This window comes from Streptomyces sp. DS1-CR2 (assembly GCF_055760475.1).
The window spans coordinates 8,617,708-8,631,730 of the sequence record NZ_CM147085.1 but is presented as its reverse complement, the minus strand read 5'-3'; the positions used below and the strand labels follow the sequence as shown (position 1 = coordinate 8,631,730).

At 71.1% G+C, this 14,023-nt stretch carries 13 protein-coding genes; 8 read left to right on the top strand and 5 right to left on the bottom strand.

The features are described 5' to 3' along the window. Positions 1–34: 34 nt before the first annotated feature. Entirely contained in the window at positions 35–1,435 is a 1,401-nt protein-coding gene (locus ACY0PA_RS40355; RefSeq protein ID WP_473082303.1) for a M1 family metallopeptidase, read from the top strand. Between the two features lie 10 nt (positions 1,436–1,445). Beyond that, positions 1,446–2,681, top strand: coding sequence for an epoxide hydrolase family protein (locus ACY0PA_RS40350; RefSeq protein WP_473082302.1), 1,236 nt, complete (start codon positions 1,446–1,448; stop codon positions 2,679–2,681). A 15-nt stretch (positions 2,682–2,696) separates the two neighbouring features. Here the strand turns inward: ACY0PA_RS40350 and ACY0PA_RS40345 are convergent, their stop codons facing one another. Continuing rightward, positions 2,697–3,317 (bottom strand): L-threonylcarbamoyladenylate synthase, encoded by a 621-nt coding sequence (locus tag ACY0PA_RS40345; protein WP_473082301.1) that lies wholly within the window; start codon positions 3,315–3,317, stop codon positions 2,697–2,699. Positions 3,318–3,441: 124 nt separating this feature from the next. Between ACY0PA_RS40345 and ACY0PA_RS40340 the strand changes: the two genes are divergently transcribed. Continuing rightward, positions 3,442–4,080: a LysE family translocator gene (locus ACY0PA_RS40340; RefSeq protein WP_473082300.1), complete on the top strand. Its 639-nt coding sequence runs from the start codon at positions 3,442–3,444 to the stop codon at positions 4,078–4,080. Positions 4,081–4,117: 37 nt separating this feature from the next. On the opposite strand, the gene ACY0PA_RS40335 is transcribed toward ACY0PA_RS40340, so the two are convergent. Then, positions 4,118–4,741 carry a class I SAM-dependent methyltransferase gene (locus ACY0PA_RS40335; protein WP_473082299.1) on the bottom strand — a complete coding sequence of 208 codons (624 nt, stop codon included), beginning with the start codon at positions 4,739–4,741 and terminating at the stop codon, positions 4,118–4,120. Between the two features lie 218 nt (positions 4,742–4,959). Between ACY0PA_RS40335 and ACY0PA_RS40330 the strand changes: the two genes are divergently transcribed. Next, the gene (locus ACY0PA_RS40330) at positions 4,960–6,381 is read left to right on the top strand and encodes an FG-GAP repeat protein (RefSeq protein ID WP_473082298.1); all 1,422 of its coding nucleotides are present in this window, start codon (positions 4,960–4,962) and stop codon (positions 6,379–6,381) included. A 49-nt stretch (positions 6,382–6,430) separates the two neighbouring features. On the opposite strand, the gene ACY0PA_RS40325 is transcribed toward ACY0PA_RS40330, so the two are convergent. Beyond that, positions 6,431–8,092 (bottom strand): ABC-F family ATP-binding cassette domain-containing protein, encoded by a 1,662-nt coding sequence (locus ACY0PA_RS40325; protein WP_473082297.1) that lies wholly within the window; start codon positions 8,090–8,092, stop codon positions 6,431–6,433. A 462-nt stretch (positions 8,093–8,554) separates the two neighbouring features. On the opposite strand from ACY0PA_RS40325, the gene ACY0PA_RS40320 reads away from it, so the two are divergent. The 3 genes from ACY0PA_RS40320 to ACY0PA_RS40310 all read left to right on the top strand — a co-directional run bounded on the left by ACY0PA_RS40320 (position 8,555) and on the right by ACY0PA_RS40310 (position 10,695). Then, the gene (locus ACY0PA_RS40320; RefSeq protein WP_473082296.1) at positions 8,555–8,746 is read left to right on the top strand and encodes a hypothetical protein; all 192 of its coding nucleotides are present in this window, start codon (positions 8,555–8,557) and stop codon (positions 8,744–8,746) included. A 143-nt stretch (positions 8,747–8,889) separates the two neighbouring features. Then, positions 8,890–9,696: an alpha/beta fold hydrolase gene (locus ACY0PA_RS40315; RefSeq protein ID WP_473082295.1), complete on the top strand. Its 807-nt coding sequence runs from the start codon at positions 8,890–8,892 to the stop codon at positions 9,694–9,696. A 231-nt stretch (positions 9,697–9,927) separates the two neighbouring features. Beyond that, positions 9,928–10,695 (top strand): sulfite exporter TauE/SafE family protein, encoded by a 768-nt coding sequence (locus tag ACY0PA_RS40310; protein WP_473082294.1) that lies wholly within the window; start codon positions 9,928–9,930, stop codon positions 10,693–10,695. A 10-nt stretch (positions 10,696–10,705) separates the two neighbouring features. Here ACY0PA_RS40310 and ACY0PA_RS40305 read toward each other — a convergent pair whose 3' ends face one another. Further along, complete coding sequence (locus ACY0PA_RS40305) at positions 10,706–11,527, bottom strand: VOC family protein (RefSeq protein WP_473082293.1); 822 nt, start codon at positions 11,525–11,527, stop codon at positions 10,706–10,708. A gap of 250 nt (positions 11,528–11,777) precedes the next feature. Between ACY0PA_RS40305 and ACY0PA_RS40300 the strand changes: the two genes are divergently transcribed. Then, positions 11,778–12,845, top strand: a complete 1,068-nt coding sequence (locus ACY0PA_RS40300) for a class I SAM-dependent methyltransferase (RefSeq protein WP_473082292.1) — start codon at positions 11,778–11,780, stop codon at positions 12,843–12,845. A gap of 130 nt (positions 12,846–12,975) precedes the next feature. Here ACY0PA_RS40300 and ACY0PA_RS40295 read toward each other — a convergent pair whose 3' ends face one another. Then, positions 12,976–13,959, bottom strand: a complete 984-nt coding sequence (locus ACY0PA_RS40295; protein ID WP_473082291.1) for an alpha/beta fold hydrolase — start codon at positions 13,957–13,959, stop codon at positions 12,976–12,978. Positions 13,960–14,023 lie beyond the last annotated feature (64 nt).

Below are 14,023 nucleotides of genomic sequence, written 5' to 3'. Positions count from 1 at the left end.
ACACACCTTAAGGTCGGTCAGGGCTTCGATGCGTATGGCACGAGGTGGGGGGCACGACACAGACACGTTGAGTACGGCGCAGGGAGTGGACACTTCAGTGAGCGGCCAGACAGCGGCTTCAGAGCCGTACTTCCCCGGGCACGGCGACCCCCGCTACCGGGTGCACCGCTACGAGCTGTCCCTCGACTACCGCCCCGGCCCCAACCGCCTCGCAGGTCACGCCCGCATCAGCGCCATAGCGGGCCGGGCCCCGCTCACCGAGTTCCATCTCAACCTCGAGGCCTTCCGGCTCGGCAAGGTGCTCGTCGACGGCCGGCCGCCGCGCTTCACGCACCGTGGCGGCAAGCTCCGGATCCGGCCCGTCAAGCCGCTGCGGGCCGGGGCCGCGTTCACGGTGGAGGTGCACTGGTCGGGCAATCCGAAGCCGGTCAACAGCCCCTGGGGCGGGCTCGGCTGGGAGGAGCTGTCGGACGGCGCGCTCGTCGCGAGCCAACCCGTGGGGGCGCCGTCCTGGTTCCCGTGCAACGACCGGCCCGACGACAAGGCCGCGTACCAGATCTCCCTCACGGTCCCCTCGCCGTACACGGTGGTCGTCGGCGGGCGCCTGCTCACGCGCACGACGAAGTCGTCGACGACGACCTGGGTGTACGAGCAGCAGGCACCGACGCCGAGCTATCTCGTGGGCCTCTCGATCGGCATGTACCAGACGGTCCTGCTGGGCGAGCCGGGGCTCGGCGGTGTGCCGCAGAGCGCGTACGTGCCCGTGCGTCTGCTGCCGGAGTTCTCGCGCGACTTCGCCCGGCAGCCCGAGATGATGCGGCTCTTCGAGGACCTCTTCGGGCCCTATCCCTTCGGTGAGTACGCCGTCGTCGTGGCCGACGAGGACTTCGACGTCCCGGTCGAGGCGCAGGGACTCTCCCTGTTCGGCGCGAACCACGTGGACGGCGCGCGGGGCTGGGAGCGGCTCGTCGCGCACGAGCTCGCCCACCAGTGGTTCGGCAACAGCCTCACCATCGCCGACTGGCGGGACATCTGGCTGAACGAGGGCTTCGCCAAGTACGCGGAGTGGCTGTGGTCGGAGCGCTCGGGCGGCCGGTCCACGCAGGAACTGGCCGCCGCCGCGCACCGCGAGCTGTCCGTGCTCCCGCAGGATCTGCTGCTCGCCGACCCCGGCCGCAAGTCGCTGTTCGATGACCAGGTCTACGAGCGCGGCGGGCTCACCGTCCACGCGATCCGGTGCGCACTGGGCGACGAGCCGTTCTTCCGCATGGTGCGCGACTGGATCTCGGCGCACCGGCACGGCGTGGTCACGACGGAGGCCTTCACCGCGCACGTCGCCCGGTACGCGGCGGCGCCGGTCGGCGACCTCTTGACGGCGTGGCTGCGCCGCAGGCCTCTTCCGCCGCTCCCGGCACCTCTCGTCCCGAACAGGTAAGGATTCCCCCGTGGCTGACGGAACACCGCGCTTCCCCCTGGATCCCACGCCCGTCCACGTGCCCTACGCCGTCCTGGACGACCTGCGCCGGCGCCTCGGCATGACGCGCTGGCCCGACGACGTGGGGAACGGCGACTGGTTCTACGGGGTCGACCGCTCCTACCTCCAGGAGCTGGCCGAGTACTGGCTGCACAGCTACGACTGGCGCAAGGCCGAAGCCGCGATCAACGCCTACGAGCACTACCAGGTGCGCGTGGACGGTGTCCCTGTGCACTTCATGCGCAGGCCCGGAGCCGGCCCGAACCCCACGCCGCTGATCCTCACCCACGGCTGGCCCTGGACCTTCTGGCACTGGTCCAAGGTCGTCGACCCGCTCGCCGACCCCGCGGCCTTCGGCGGGGACCCGGCCGACGCGTTCGACGTCATCGTCCCGTCCCTGCCCGGCTTCGGCTTCTCGGCGCCGCTGCGCGACCACCCCGACATGAACTTCTGGAAGGTCGCCGACCTCTGGCACACCCTCATGACCGACACTCTCGGCCACACCCTGTACGCCGCCGGCGGCTGCGACATCGGCGCCCTGGTCACCGGTCAGCTCGGCCACAAGTACGCGGACGAACTCCTGGGCATCCACATCGGATCTGGCCTGAAACTGGACTTCTTCACCGGCGACCGCGCCTGGGACTTCAGTGGCGGCCGACCCGTCCCCGACGGACTGCCCGACGACATCCGGGCCGGGATCCTGACCCTCGACCGCCGCTTCGCCTCCCACCTGGCCGTGCACGTCCTCGACCCCAGCACGCTCGCCTACGGCCTGAGCGACTCGCCCGTCGGGCTGCTCGCCTGGATCCTGGAGCGCTGGGTCAGCTGGAGCGACCACCACGGCGACATCGAGACCGTCTTCACGAAGGACGACCTCCTCACCCACGCCACGATCTTCTGGGCCGGCAACACGATCGGCACGTCGACGCGGTACTACGCGAACGCCAACCGCTATCCGTGGACGCCCGCCCACAGCCGCATGCCCGTCGTCGAGGCGCCCACCGGGCTGACCTTCGTCGGCCACGAGAACCCGCCCGGCGTCACGACGGCACAGCAGCGCGTCGACAACTGGCTCGCGAGCGACCGCGCCGACTGGTACCACCACGTGAACGTCAACGCCCATGACGAGGGCGGGCACTTCATCCCGTGGGAGATCCCCGGCGCCTGGGTCGACGATCTGCGCCGCACGTTCCGCGGGCGGCGCTGAGCGGGCCTGTGGGCGCTACTCGAACCGCGAAGGGTCGCCCGCCCCGCGCCGTACGATCTCCATCTCGCCGCCGGAGAAGTCGATGACGGTGGTCGGCTCGGTGCCGCAGTCGCCGGAGTCGAGCACGACATCGACCTCGTGGTCGAGCCGCTCCTTGATCGCCCAGCCCTGCGTCAGCGGCTCCTCCTCGTCGGGCAGGAGCAGCGTGCTGGACAGGATCGGCTCGCCGAGTTCGGCCAGCAGGGCCTGCACGACGGCGTGGTCGGGGATCCGGACGCCGACCGTCTTCTTCTTCGGGTGCAGCAGCTGGCGCGGCACTTCCTTCGTCGCGGGCAGGATGAAGGTGTAGCTGCCGGGCGTCGCCGCCTTGATCGCACGGAACACGTCGTTGTCGATCTGCACGAACTGCCCGAGCTGGGCGAAGCTCTGGCACATGAGCGTGAAGTGGTGACGGTCGTCGAGGTGACGGATCGCGCGGATCCGGCTGATGCCGTCCCGGCTGCCGAGCCGGCACCCCAGCGCATAGCAGGAGTCGGTCGGATACGCGACGAGTTCGTCGGCCCGGATGCTGTCGGCCACACCACTGATCGTGCGCCGCTGGGGGTTGTCGGGGTGTACGTCGAAGTACTTCGCCATTCGCCGATTGTAGTGGCCGCAGTCACACTTCGATCTCCGAACGGGCGCGGCTCTCCCCCGAAAGCAGTCCCCCGAAAGCAAAAGGAAATGCGGCCACGACACCCCAAGGTGTTGTATGGCCCTCATGGTGTCTTCCGACCGGCTGCTGGCCTTCGCGGCCATGTCGTTCCTGCTGATCGTGATTCCGGGTCCCAGCGTGCTGTTCGTGATCGGACGGGCGCTGAGTCAGGGCCGCCGTGCCGCGCTGACCACCGTCGTGGGCAACACGCTCGGCGCCTACGTGCTCGTCGTGGCCGTGGCGCTCGGTGTCGGTGCCGTCGTGGAGCGCTCGGTCCTCGTCTTCACCGCGCTGAAGCTCGTCGGCGCCGCGTATCTGGTGTACCTCGGCATCAAGGCGGTGCGCCAACGGCGTTCGCTGCACGCCGCGTTCACGGGTGACGGGGTCGCGCACGGCAGCCTGCGTACGTTGTGGGAGGGGTTCGCCGTCGGCGTGGCCAACCCCAAGACGATCGTGTTCTTCGCCGCCGTGCTGCCGCAGTTCGTGGACCGCGGCCAGGGGCACGTCACCCTTCAAATGCTGGTGCTCGGCCTGGTCTTCAACGTCATCGCCGTGGTGTCCGACAGCCTGTGGGGCCTGGTCGCGGCGACGACGCGGAGCTGGTTCGCCCGCTCGCCGCGGCGGCTCGGCATGGTCGGCGGCGTCGGTGGGCTCACGATGATCGGCCTGGGCGTCACCGTCGCGGCGACGGGCCGTACCGACTAGGGGGATCCGCCGGACACCCCTAGGGATATTCGCCTGTCTACGGCGCGAGCGCGACGCCCAGGGAGGCTGCGCCTATGGGCTTCGGCGCGCCCTGCTCGTAGAAGACGTCCAGTGCCGTGATCGTGAAACCGGCCTCCGTCAGCAGGTCGGTGATCGGGCGCGTGAGGTGACAGCCGCCGAAGAGCCGCTTGTGCACCGGTTCCATTCGTCGCTGCCAGCGGCGTACGTTCTCGTCCCCATCCGGTGCGAGGCCGTGCTCCAGGAAGTGCAGTGTCCCGCCGGGCCGCAGCACGCGGCGCACCTCGCGCAGGGCGGCCCCGGCGTCGGGGATGGTGCACAGCGTCCAGGTCGACAGCGCGGTGTCGAAGCTGTCGTCCTCGAAGGGCAGCGACTGGCCGTCCGGGCCCGCGCGGCGCACCGGGACGGACGCCGCGCCGACCCGCTCGGTGGCGAGTCGCCATCCGACGTCCGAGGGTTCGATCGCGACGACGCCCTCGACGGTCGACGGGTAGTGGGGGACGTTGTGTCCCGTGCCGAAACCGATCTCCACGACCTGGCCCCGCAGCCCCTCGCAGACCCGCCGTCTCAGCGGTGCGGTCATCTTCACGCCACAGGCGACATCGATGATCCGGGGCAGCACCTGCTCGGCATAGAACCCCATGGCGGTCCTCCACATCTCCTTTCCAGATCTCCTTTCCAGCATGGCATCGCGGCGGCCCCCGTGCGACGTTGCTGAACCGCGATCTTCCGGACCGCAACCATGGCTGTTCCTGAGCGGTCCCATCCGTAACTCACAGGAGACCCCGGAGGAACGTCTTGTCCCGTGCGCCCCGTAATCGCCGTCGTCTGTCGCAGACCCTGATCGCCTGCGGATGCGCGGTGACACTGCTCGCCGGCTGCTCGGAGGGCGACACCCGCGAGGACCGCACCGCCGACCCGGCTCCGAAGGTGCCCACGGGCCGGGGTGCGGGCGAGCGCGGGCTCGGGGACTTCGACCGGGACGGCTACGACGACTTCGTCACGTCCCTGACCACGCGGAACAAGTTCCGGGAGCCGACCGGCTACCACCTGCTCGTCCTCCCCGGCTCCGCGAAGGGCCTGGACCCCGGGCGCCGCAGGACCTACCGCGACTTCTTCTACGGTCCGCTGCTCCGCGCCGACCTCAACGGTGACGGCTACACAGACCTGGTCGCGACGCTGACCGACCACCACGCCAAGGATCCGGCGCGCCGGGACGACCCCGGCACTGCCGTGATCCTGCCCGGCGGCAAGAAGGGCCTCGGCGACCCGATCCCCGTCAAGGCCGCCGGTCTCGTCGTAGCGAGCGCGGCCACCGATGTCGACGGCGACGGGGCCGTCGACCTGGTCTACGCGGGGCACCACCCCAACGGGAGGGACACCGAACTGCCGGACCGGCAGGGCCTGGTGGCCTACGGCCCCTTCGGCAAGGACGGCGCGCCCGCCCGCACCGCCGAACTCAAGAACACGGCGAGCCCCAGCCAGGCGATCAGCGGGGACTTCGACGGCGACGGCTACGGCGATGTCATGTTCACCGATCCCAGCCCGGGCGAGGAGGACGCGGATCCGCCGGTGGACAACGGCCCGTACGTGACGTACTTCCGGGGCAGCCCCCGCGGGCTGACGCCGGCCCGGCCGCCCGGGAACCTCGGCAACGATACGTACGACGGAGTCCTGGTGCCGCGCAGCGGTGACGTCGACGGCGACGGGATCGAGGACGTTCTCGCGCCCGGATACCGCGACGTGGGTGTCGCGGAGGGCCCCGCCTCGGGGCGGCTCACCGTGGCGTACGGGTCGAAGTCCGGTGTAGGAGGCGGGCGGCCGAACGCCGTCTTCGACCAGGAGACACCCGGTGTTCCGGGCGACTCGCAGGGCAAGGACGGCTTCGGAAGGGGCGCGGGCACCGGCGATGTGAACGGTGACGGGCATCCGGATCTGCTCGTGGACACGCCGGGAGAGGACCAGGGCAACGGCCGCTTCACGCTGCTGCCGGGCGGTCCCGACGGTTCCCCGACGGGCGCGAACGCGACCGCCTTCGACCTCGACACCCCCGGTGTGCCCGGCACGCACGACCCGTCGGGCGGTGACGGGTTCGCCGCCACGTTCCCGCTCCTCGACGTCAACGGCGACGGCCGCTGCGACGTGGTGGCGAACGCCCCCGGCTATCGGCGCGGCAAGGGCGGCCTCTGGCTCTTCCCGGGTACCCCGGAGGGGCTTGGCACGGCGGGACGGATCCAGTTCCTGGATCCGTCCGGCCTCGGGCTCCCGCCGCGCACCGCGTAGGGCTCAGCCGTCCGGGGGTGGACCGTCAGCCCCGACCACGGTCCTCGCTTCACCCGGCCTCCGGCGCTTCCAGCAGGTCGCGTACCTCCTCCGCGGTCGTCTCCTGAAGGTCCTCGCCGAGCAGCAGCCAGCGGGTGATGCCGATCGACTCGAGGAACGGCAGGTCGTGGCTGGCGATCAGGAGGGCGCCCTCGTACGACTCCAGTGCGCTCGTCAACTGCCGCACGCTGGCCATGTCGAGGCTGTTGGTCGGCTCGTCGAGCATCAGGAGCTGCGGAGCCGGTGCGGCGAGCATCGTTGCCGCGAGCGCCGCACGGAAGCGTTCGCCGCCGGAGAGGGTGCCGGCCGGCTGCTCCGCGCGGGCGCCCTTGAACAGGAACCGCGCGAGCTGTGAGCGGACGTGGTTGTCGGTGACGCCCGGGGCCATGCGGGCCACGTTCGCCGCGACACTCAACTGTTCGTCCAGTACGTCGAGACGCTGCGGCAGGAACCGCAGCGGGACGAACGTCTTCGCCTCGCCCGACAGCGGTTCCAGCTCACCGGTGAGGGTGCGCAGGAGCGTGGTCTTCCCGGCTCCGTTGCGCCCCACCAGCGCGATGCGCTCGGGGCCGTGGATGTGGAGGTTGCCGTCGCGCAACTTGCCGTGCGGGAGGCTCAGTTCCTTGAGGCTCAGGACCGTACGGCCCGTGGGTACGGCGGTGTGGGGCAGGCTCACGCGGATCTCGGCGTCGTTGCGGATCGCCTCCGCGGCCTCCTCGCGCCGCTCGTGCGCCTCGCCGAGCCGGTCCTCGTGCAGCCCGCGCAGTTTGTCGCCGGACTCCTGCGCGGACCTCTTCTTCTCCCCCGCGACGATTCTCGGGGCCTTGCGCTGGGCGTCCAGCTTCTTGTTGTGCCTGGCGCGGCGGGCCACCTTGATCTGGGTCTCCTCCAGTTCGCGCTTCTGCCGGCGCACGTCGGCCTCGGCGGCCCTCAGCATCCGCCCGGCCGCCTCCTGCTGGGTGGCGAGCGCCTCCTCGTACGCGGACCAGCCGCCGCCGTACCAGCTCACGGCGCCGGAGCGCAGTTCGGCGATGCGGTCGACCCGTTCGAGGAGTTCGCGGTCGTGGCTGACCACAACGAGGACGCCGGAGCGCCAGGAGTCGACGGCCTCGTAGAGCCTGCGCCGCGCGAAGACGTCCAGGTTGTTGGTCGGCTCGTCCAGCAGGAGGATGTCGGGGCGCTCCAGGAGCAGGGCGGCAAGGCGCAGGAGGATGGTCTCGCCGCCGGACAACTGGCCGACGGTGCGGTCGAGTTCGACGTCCGCGAGGCCGAGTGAGCCCAGGGTCGCGAGGGCCCGCTCCTCGACGTCCCAGTCGTCGCCGACCGTGTCGAAGTGCTCCTCGCTCACGTCGCCGTTCTCGATGGCGCTCAGCGCGGCGCGCCGCTCGGCGATACCGAGAGCCTGGTCGACGCGCATCGCGGTGTCGAGGGTGATGTTCTGCGGCAGGTACGCGAGGCTGCCGCCGACCGTCACCGCCCCCTGGGTGGGGGTGAGTTGGCCGGCGAGCAGGCGCAGCAGGGTGGACTTGCCGGTGCCGTTCGTGCCGACGAGTCCGGTGCGGCCCCGGCCGATGGCGAGGGAGAGCCCGTCGAGGACAGGGGTGCCGTCCTGCCACTGGAAGGACAGGCCGGAGCAGGTCAGGGAGGCGCTGGGCGCGGTGGGTGTCGCCATGGTGTTTCTCGCATTCGCAAGCGCGGTGGGAGGGGGCTACGTATGCGAGCACCACGCGGCGACCGAGCCGGGGATCCGGAGATCCGAAAACCAGGCAAGGGGGTGCGGCTGTCCGACAGATCATCGGGGACGGCTCATGCACCGAGGTCGCATCCACGCGGGGTCACGGGCGGCACGGAACGGCCGCTGCGGCGTGACGGGCGTACGGCGGCGAAGGCCGTACGGCGCGGTGATCGCGATCCTCAGATGCGCAACGTCCACCTCAATCGGAGACAACAGAGACGCAGAAAATCTTAACGACCGGGTGATCAGAAGACAAGAGTCCCAGGTCTCGGGCCCTATCCTGCCCGCCATGCACTCTGAGCGCCCGACATGCACCAGGCGCGGCCGCGTGCAAGTCTGGGAGTGGCCGGAATGCCGTCGGGCACTCGATTCCGGCGCACTCCGGCAGGAGGAGCGATCATGAGCAAGAAACAGAGCCGGCACAACCGCGGCGCCCGCTCGGGCGGCCACGACCATGACCGCACCGCCCCCGCCGAGAAGAAGTCGACGCCGGAGCCGATCAAGAAGGCGACCGACCCCTCCGAGGAGCCCGCACGCCGGATCTCGGAGCACCACTCGCACAAGCAGCCGCGGAAGTTCGGCCACAACTGACGCGCGGGCCGGCCGCCCGCACCGTCACGTCCTGCGACGCGGGGTCACCGAACGCTGCCCCCGCGCCGAACCGTGCCCTCGCGCGCACGAGGTGGTGCCCGCCCGCCGCCGGCCGGTCATGATCTCGGCCCTAGAGTGCCCGTATGAGCCGCCTCACTTCGAACGGTGCCGCGATCCACTTCGACGACCTGGGCCCGGCCGACGGCGTGCCCGTCGTCCTGATCCACGGCCACCCCTTCAACCGCACCATGTGGCGCCCCCAGACCGCCGCGCTCACCGCCGCCGGATACCGCCTCATCGCCCCTGACCTGCGCGGTTACGGGGACAGCGACACGGTTGCGGGCACCACCCCCTTCCCCGCGTTCGCGGACGACATAGCCGCCCTCCTCGACCACCTGGAGCTCGACCGCGCCGTCGTCGGCGGTGTGTCCATGGGCGGCCAGATCACCATGGAGTTCCAGCGCAGCCACCCGCAGCGCGTGCGGGCCCTGGTCCTCGCCGACACCTCGCCGGTGGCCGAGACCGTCGAGGGCAAGGCGTTGCGCAACCGCCTCGCCGACCGACTCCTCGCGGAGGGCATGGACGGTTACGCGGGTGAGGTGATCGACAAGATGCTGGCCGCGTACAACGTCGCCGCGATGCCCCAGGTCGCCGCGCACGTACTGGAGATGATGCGGACCACCGACCCGGCGGGCGCCGCCGCGGCCCTGCGCGGGCGCGCCGAACGGGCGGACTACCGCGAGACGTTGGCGGCCACGTCCGCCCCCACGCTCGTCGTGGTGGGCGCGGACGACGTGTACACGCCACCTGAGGACGCCCGGGCCCTTCAGCGGCTGGCCCCGCACGCGACCCTCACTGTCGTCGACCGCGCGGGACATCTGCCGAACATGGAACAGCCCGATGCCGTCAACACCGCACTGATCCACTTCCTCAACTCCCTGCCCTGTTGAGGGATTTGCCGGGACAGGTTCTCGTCGGGCCTGTCCGCGAGGAATGGCACGGGCCTGGTGCGGTCCGGCGGTCTTGGTTTCGCGAGGCCTGGGGGAGAGTTCGGCGCTCCCCCGGCTCCGGCCGCCGCTACGGCCGCCGTTCCGGGCGCCGCGGACGCTTCGGCAGGCGCCGAACTGTCCGCGGCCTAGCGTCTGCGGCATGCAAAACGAAGGGGAGAGGGGCGGGGCGGAGTGACGGTGTGGGAGATGGTCGCCGTTTGTGCGGCCGGGGTGGGCGCCGGAGCCATCAACACCGCGGTGGGCTCCGGGACTCTGATCACGTTCCCGGTTCTGCTCGCCACCGGCCTGCCGCCCGTCACCGCGACCGTCTCGAACGCGCTCGGTCTGATCCCGGGGTCCATCAGCGGCGCCATCGGCTATCGCACCGAACTCGCCGGGCAGCGGCGGCGCATCCTGAAGCTGGGTGGTGGTGCCCTGCTCGGCGGGTTCGCGGGCGCCACGCTTCTGCTCGCCCTTCCGGCCACTGCGTTCGAGACGATCGTGCCGGCCCTCGTCGGTCTCGCCGTCGTCCTGGTCGCGTTCCAACCGCTGATCAGCGCCCGGGTGCGGCGCCGGCGCGAGCGGTCCGGCGCGCGCCCGCGCGGCGACGTGGGGCCCCTCCTGTTCGCCTGCCTCACGCTCGCCAGCGTCTACGGCGGCTACTTCTCCGCCGCGCAGGGAATCCTCTACGTGGCGCTGATGGGCATGCTCCTGGACGAGCCGCTGCAACGCCTGAACGCCGTCAAGAACGTCCTGGTCGCGCTCGTCAACGCCGTCGCCGCGCTCTTCTTCCTCTTCGTCGCCGACTTCGACTGGACGGCCGTACTGCTCATCGCCGCCGGCTCCGCAGTCGGCGGTCAGCTCGGCGCGAGGGCAGGCCGGCGCCTCAGCCCCGGGGCTCTTCGCGCCCTGGTCGTGACGGTGGGGACCGTCGCCGTCGTCCAGCTGCTGCTGCGGTGACCGAGCCTGCTCACCCTGCCGAGGCACCCTCATGGGGTTCGAACACCGTGAACTGCGCGCCCTGAGCGTCCCGCAGCGTGGCCCAGCGCCCCGCCTCGTCCACCCACTCGCCCGCCACCGCACCGTCGTGCTTGACGGCCGCACGGGCGCGCTCGGCGACGCCGTCCACGGTGAACTGGACCTCCCAGTGCGGTCGGACGTCGGGATCGGGGGCCGCTTCGACAGCGCCGGAGCTGATCCGGGCCATGGACAGGCCGCCGCAGACCAGGACGACCTCTTCGTTCTCGTAGCGGACGTCGCAGCCGCCGGGCCCGGTCCAGCCGAGGACCTCGCCGTAGAAGATGGCGGCGTCGAAGGCGTTCCTGGTCACGAGGCGGAGCCTGACGTGCGCATCGGGGTGACATCCGCTCCAGTCCCGTTCGACGTGCCCGGACCAGATCCCGAAGGCGGCGCCGCTGCTGTCGGCCACCAGTGCGGCGCGGCCCAGCGGGAAGGGGATCGGGCCCACGCCCACGGTGCCGCCGCGTTCGCGGATCCGGCTCGCCGTCTCGTCCGGGTCACCGACGGCGAAGTACGGCAGCCAGGACGTGGCCAGGCCGAGGGTGGACGCCACCGCGCCGATGCCCGCCACCGGTCTGCCGTCCACCATCGCGACGGCGAACCGGTCGCCGAGGCGGCCAGGGCGGAATTCCCAGCCGAGCACGGCCTCGTAGAACGCACTGGTGGCGGCCAGGTCGTGCGCCGCGAGGCTCACCCAGCAAGGGGCCCCGAGCACGGCGCCGCTCGGCGGGCCGTCCTCGTCACCGGCCTCGGTGGCCAGTCTGTCGGTCATCGTGCACCATCCCTGAATCACGGCCTGCGCCCATTGCAGCAAGAACGGCCTCGTGCGGCCATCGCCCAGTGGGACGACACGCACCTGGCCGCACGCCGCCGGGCGAGAGGCCGTGAAGCCGGGGGCGCCTCGGAACGCCCAGCGTAGAATCAGGATAAAAGGTGCCGAACGGGCACGCTGTGCGCGGTGCCGCGTCGGCGTCCTGGTCTTGGGGAGGGAAGTGCCCCGGTCCCGCCGGAAGGAGTCCACGATGACGACCGGGCAGGCAGTCGATTCCGAGCGGAAAGAAGAGTTCGCGGGGCGCATGGTCCAGGTGGTCAATGACGCGTGTCTGGGCTATCTGTGCAGCCTCGGCCATCGGACGGGGCTTTTCGACGCGATGGCACCTCTTCCGCCGTCGACCAGCGTCCAGATCGCCAAGGCCGCAGATCTCGACGAGCGGTACGTACGGGAGTGGCTCGGCGGTCTCACCGTCGCCGGTGTCGTCGAATACCGGCCGGACGACGGCACGTACTGGCTCCCGCCCGAGCACGCCGCGTCTCTCACCCGGGCAGCGGGGCCGGAGAACATGGCCGCGCTCCTTCAGGACCTCGCGCTCCTCGGCATTGTCGAGGACGAGGTCCTCGACGCGTTCCGCAAGGGCGGCGGCGTCCCCTACTCCTCGTATCCGCGGTTCCAGGAGCTCCAGGCCGAGGAGACGGGGCGCGTCTACGACGTGGCCCTGGTCGACTCGATCATCCCGCTGGCGCCGGGCCTGCCGGAGCGGCTGCGCGGCGGGATCGACGCGCTGGACATCGGAACCGGGCAGGGCCATGCGGTGAATCTGCTGGCTCAGGCGTTCCCCAAGAGCCGGTTCCGCGGCGTCGACATCTCCCGGAAGGGCATCGCGGCGGCCCGCGCCGAGGCGGAGCGGCTCGGCCTCGACAACGTCCGGTTCGACGTGGTCGACACCGCCGATCTGAGCGGTACGTACGACCTCATCACGGCGTTCGACGTGATCCACGACCTGGCCCGCCCGGCGCGCACCCTGGACGCGGTGGCCGCCGCGCTGCGCGACGACGGCGTGTTCCTCATGGGCGACATCTTCGCCTCCAGCAATCTGGAGGAGAACATCGGCCATCCCCTCGGCCCCGCCCTGTACACCTTCTCGGTCTTCTACTGCATGACCGTGTCGCTGGGCGAGGGCGGCGCGGGGCTCGGCGCGGTGTGGGGGCGGCAGCGGGCGCTTCAGATGCTCGCCGACGCCGGGTTCGGTGACATCGACGTGGAGCAGGTCGAGGGCGACATCCTCAACGTGTACTACGTGGCCCGCAAGTGACCGCCGCCGGTTGCCGGGTCATTCGCCGGCCCAGGAGACGCGGACCAGGCGTGCGTGCGTGGCCGTCGGGGAGCTGACGAATTTCTTCCAGGAATCCCGTCACCGCAGCGCGCACGGGGCTGGCGTCCCCTCAGGCGTCGGGGAGCCCGGCCAGCCACTCGACGAGGATGCGGTTGACGTCATCGCCGCGCTCCTGCTGGATCCAGTGGCCACATCCGTCGAGGATGTGCGACGAGCGCAGGCCCGGCAGGGTGGTGGGGTAGGCGCCGATGGCATCGGACAGCCATGTGGTGGACGCGTCCATGGCGCCGCCGATGAACAGGGAGGGCTGGGTGACGGGGGCGCCTCGATGGGCGGCGAGTTCCTCCCAGTCCCGGTCCATGTTCCGGTAGCGGTTGAGCGCTCCGGTCAGTCCCGTACGCTCGAACTCCCCTGCATACACGTCGAGTTCGGCCTCGTCGAGCCAGGCGGGGAGCCGGTCGACAGGGAAGCGTTCACGCATCGATCCGCCCCGGGCGACGAAGTGCGGGTCGGGTGCGCCGGGCGCGGCCATCGTATCGGCCGACAGCGCGGCGAAGATGCCCGCGAGCCAGCCGCGCACGTCCGGCTCGATCTCCGCCTCGGCCCGCCCGGGCTCCTGGAAGTACGAGACGTAGAACTCCTCGTCTCCGCCCATGCCCGCGAAGATGTCGCTGGGCCGCGGCCCGCCGGGCGGGGTGTAGGGGACGCTCAGCAGTGCGACCGCGCGGAAGACCTCCGGCCTGAGCAGGGCCGAGTGAGCAGCGATGTTCGCGCCCCAGTCGTGCCCGACGAGGATCGCGGACCGCTCGCCGAGGGCGTGCACGACGGCGACGTTGTCGTCCACCAGATCGAGCATTCCGTACGCGGCCGGGTCGGCGGGCTTCGAGGAGCGGCCGTAGCCGCGTACGTCGAGTGCGACGGCCCGGTATCCGGCCGCCGCGAGCGCCGGCAGCTGGCGGCGCCATGAGAACGAGCTCTCGGGGAACCCGTGCACGAGCAGGACCAGCGGACCGGTGCCCTGCTCCACGAGGTGGATCCGGCCCGCGGGCCCGTCGACCAGTCGGTGTGTGGCTTGCCCGGCCTGCTGCGACATGCGACCTCCTGTAGATACCGTGCGGCCACGCCGGGTGCGACCGGCCGGGGCGGCCCTGACGCCG